4 protein-coding genes are annotated in these 4049 nt (G+C 65.4%); all 4 read left to right on the top strand.

The genetic code is table 11. The features are described 5' to 3' along the window. The coding region (locus JWN21_RS08555) for an amidase family protein (RefSeq protein ID WP_299648411.1) at positions 1-951 on the top strand (951 nt) is incomplete at its 5' end. A gap of 1 nt (position 952) precedes the next feature. Continuing rightward, complete coding sequence (gene gatB / locus JWN21_RS08550) at positions 953-2431, top strand: Asp-tRNA(Asn)/Glu-tRNA(Gln) amidotransferase subunit GatB (protein ID WP_299648408.1); 1479 nt, start codon at positions 953-955, stop codon at positions 2429-2431. Between the two features lie 126 nt (positions 2432-2557). Further along, a complete protein-coding gene (locus tag JWN21_RS08545; protein ID WP_299648405.1) occupies positions 2558-3310 on the top strand; it encodes a hypothetical protein in 753 nt (250 codons plus the stop codon). Then, on the top strand, positions 3310-4049 hold a 740-nt coding region (locus JWN21_RS08540), incomplete at its 3' end, for a M48 family metallopeptidase (RefSeq protein WP_299648402.1). The genes JWN21_RS08545 and JWN21_RS08540, both read left to right, overlap by 1 nt.

Below are 4049 nucleotides of genomic sequence, written 5' to 3'. Positions count from 1 at the left end.
ACGGACACAGGCGGCTCGATCCGGCAGCCGGCGGCGTTCACCGGGATCAGCGGCATCAAGCCGACCTATGGCCGCTGTTCGCGCTGGGGAACGATCGCCTTCGCCTCGTCGCTCGATCAGGCAGGGCCGATGGCGCGCGACGTGCGCGATTGCGCGATCATGCTGGAGGCGATGGCCGGGTTCGACGCGAAGGATGCGACCTCGCTGCAACTGGAAGTGCCCGCCTGGGAGCGTGGCTTGTCCAGCGATCTGCGTGGGTTGCGCGTCGGTGTTCCCAGGGAATATCGCGTCGACGACATGCCGGCGGAGATCGACGCGCTGTGGCGGACGGGTATTGCGTGGCTGAAGGACGCGGGGGCGGAGATCGTCGACGTCTCGCTGCCCCACACCAAGTACGCGCTGCCCGCTTATTACATCATCGCGCCGGCGGAGGCCTCGTCCAACCTCGCCCGCTATGACGGGGTGCGCTATGGTTTGCGCGACCTGCCCGATGGTGCGGGGTTGCAGGACATGTACGCAGCGACCCGCGCCGACGGCTTCGGCGCGGAGGTCAAACGGCGCATCATGATCGGGACTTATGTCCTCAGTGCAGGCTTTTACGACGCTTATTACACACAGGCACAGAAGGTTCGGACGCTGATCGCACGCGATTTCGAGCAGGCCTGGGCGAAGTGCGACGTGCTGCTGACCCCGACCGCACCATCGGCGGCGTTCGCACTGGGCGAGAAGTCGGCGGACCCGATCGCCATGTACCTGAACGACGTCTTCACGGTGCCGTCCTCGCTGGCGGGGCTGCCGGCGATGAGCGTGCCGGGCGGGCTGGACGGGCAGGGGCTGCCGCTGGGCTTGCAGATCATCGGCAGGCCGCTCGACGAACAGGGCGTGCTGAATGCGAGCCTGGCATTGGAAGAACGCGCCGGCTTTGCCGCGCGGCCGGAGGCATGGTGGTAACATGACCGACTATCGCATCCAGGGTTCGACCGGCGAGTGGGAGGTGGTGATCGGGCTGGAAGTCCACGCCCAGGTGACGTCCAATGCCAAGCTGTTCTCCGGCGCCGCGACCGCATTCGGGGCGGAGCCGAACACGCAGGTGTCGCTGGTCGACGCGGCGATGCCGGGGATGCTGCCGGTGCCCAACCGGGAGTGCATCCGCCAGGCCGTGCGTACCGGCATGGCGATCGACGCGCAGATCAATCGCTGGAGCCGGTTCGACCGCAAGAACTATTTCTACGCCGACCTGCCGCAGGGATACCAGATCAGCCAGCTGTATCATCCACTGGTCGGCGAGGGCGCGGTGGAGATTGCCCCGGACGAAAAGCTGCCGGACGTAACCAAGACGATCGGCGTCGAGCGCATCCATGTCGAGCAGGACGCCGGCAAGCTGATGCACGATCAGCATCCGACGCGCTCCTATGTCGATCTCAACCGCTCTGGTGTTGCATTGATGGAGATCGTCAGCCGACCTGACATGCGTTCTCCCGCCGAGGCAGGGGCTTACCTGCGTAAGCTGAGATCGGTGCTGAGGTATGTCGGCTCGTGCGACGGCAACATGGAGGAAGGCTCGATGCGCGCCGACGTCAACGTCAGCGTGCGCAAGCCCGGCCCAATCTCTTCAGAAAATCCGCTCGGCACGCGGACGGAGACGAAGAACGTCAATTCGGTCCGCTTCGTCATGGCGGTGGTGGAGGGCGAGGCGAAGCGACAGGTCGCGCTGCTCGAGGATGGCGGGCGCGTGGTGCAGGAAACGCGGCTCTACGATCCCGACCGCAACGAGACGCGGTCGATGCGATCGAAGGAGGACGCGCACGACTATCGCTATTTCCCCGATCCCGACCTGCTGCCGCTGGAACTGGACGACGCGTTCCTCGATGAGTGCCGCGCGTCCTTGCCGGAACTGCCCGACGCCAAGCGCAAGCGTTACGAGACGGCGGGCGTAACCCCCTACAATGCCGGCGTGCTGACCGCCGAGGTCGAGACCGCGCGCTGGTTCGACGCGCTGCTCGATGAGGGCGCACCAGCGGGACCGGCATCGAACTGGGTCACGGGGGAACTGTTCGGCGCGCTCAACCGGCTCGGCAAGTCGATCGGCGAGAGCCCCGTGACGCCAAACCGGGCGGCCGCGCTGCTGGCGCTGGTCGCGGACGGCACGCTGTCGGGCAGTCTTGCCAAGCAGGTGTTCGAGGTCATGCTGGACACGGGGCAGGATCCTGCCGCGATCGTCGAGGAGCGTGGGCTGAAACAGACCAGCGACACGGGTGCGATCGAGGCGGTAATCGCCGATGTGCTGGCCAAGAACCAGGGCCAGCTGGAGCAGTATCGCGGTGGCAAGGAGGCGCTGTTCGGCTTCTTCGTCGGCCAGACGATGAAGGCGATGGCGGGGAAGGCGAACCCGGGCGTGGTCAATGCGTTGCTCAAGAAGGCGCTGGGGTGAGTCGGCGTTAAATCGCTGAAACATTAGGCGCTCAACCGGATGCCGGCTTGACGTCCGGCCGCAGTTTCGCTTCTCTGCGTTCACGATCGAGGGAACGGCCGGAGCGCCGTGATCGGCAGGAGGGGTATGATCAAGCGGAAATTAGTGGCGGCGTCGCTGTGTGTGGCGCTCGTGACCGCTGCACCCGTGGCCGCGCAAGAGCGCACGGCGGTGAAGGAAGGCTTCACCCTGCCGGCGAAGAGTGGCAAGACCATCCTCGTCTTCCGTCCGGCCGTCAGCGTTGGCGCACAGTCGACGGGCGGCATGTTCGAGCCGAACGCGGACTGGACGGACAAGGCGCGCGCGAACATCGCCACCGCGTTGGGAAAGCGCCAGGCGAGTCTCGGCAACACGATCGTGCAAGCGCCCGAAGCCTATGGCGAGCAGGCGCAGCTGGTGGAGGAATATACCGCGTTGTTCGGTGCCGTGGCGCGCGCGGTTGTGACCTATCAGTTCTTCAAGGGCAACCGACTGCCGACCAAGAAGCGCGACAACAAGGCGGGCGTCTTCGACTGGTCGCTGGGCGAGGGCGTGCGCAAGCTGCCGGGGGCCCAGACCGCCGACTATGCCTTGTTCATCTACAACAAGGACGCTTATGGCTCGACCGGCCGCAAGATCCTGCAGATCGTGGCGCTGCTGGGGCCTGGGATCGCGGTAAAGTCCGGTGAGCATATCGGCTATGCCGGATTGGTGGACCTGAAGACCGGCGACGTGCTGTGGCTCAACGCCGATGGCGCGATGGGCGGCGACGTGCGCGAGGTCGATGGCGCCGAGAAGCGCGTCGGGCAGCTGCTGGAGGAGTTTCCGGGCAGCACGGTTCCGGTGGCGGACAAGCCCTGATGCGAGGCCTGCTGTTCACGCTCTCGCTGGCTCTCTCCGGCCATGCATCCGCTGCCGCCAAGGAGGTGGTGAAGCCAGCGGCAGCGCCACCGCCCTATGCAGGAACCTACCAGCCGCAAGGCGTGGACGAGATCGGGCTATGGCGGGAGAGTGACGAGGGCGAGCGCGCGCTTGCTAATTCACCGCTGCTGATCCGCGACGAGAAGCTGAACGCCTATGTGCGCGAAGTGCTCTGCAAGACAGTCGGAGCCGATCGTTGCAACACGGTCCGCATCTATCTCATTCGATATCCCGTCTTCAACGCGACGATGAGTCCGAACGGGACGATGCGGGTGTTCAGCGGGCTGTTGTTGCGGGCGCGCAGCGAGGCGGAATTGGGCGCTGTGCTCGGCCACGAATTCGGTCATTTCGAACAGCGGCATACCTTGACCGCGTTCAAGGCCGCGCGACGGACGACCGACCTGTTGAGCTGGGCCGCCGTGCTGACTTCCATGAGCGGCAGCGCGGCAGTGTATCAGAGCTTCAACAACATGCAGCTCTCGGTGTTGGGAGGTCTTGCGCGCTTCGGGCGCGATCAGGAGCGGGAAGCCGATCTGCTGGGTATCGGTTACCTGAACGGCGGCACGCTGCGGCCCCATTCCGCGTCGCGCATCTGGCGTAACCTGATAATGGAGCAGGAGGCATCCGCCCAGGCGCGTGGGTTGAAAAAGCCGAGCTTCAACCGGATCGCGTTCTTCGC

The organism is Sphingomonas bacterium, assembly GCF_028292945.1.
Taxonomy (GTDB): Bacteria; Pseudomonadota; Alphaproteobacteria; order Sphingomonadales; family Sphingomonadaceae; genus Sphingomonas.
This window is presented reverse-complemented; position numbering and strand designations above follow the sequence as displayed.

What these genes read in the sequence shown, in the direction of transcription:
- gatB (WP_299648408.1), top strand. Translation starts at nt 953, where the DNA reads ATGACCGACTATCGCATCCAGGGTTCGACCGGCGAGTGGGAGGTGGTG.
- JWN21_RS08545 (WP_299648405.1), top strand. Translation starts at nt 2,558, where the DNA reads ATGATCAAGCGGAAATTAGTGGCGGCGTCGCTGTGTGTGGCGCTCGTG.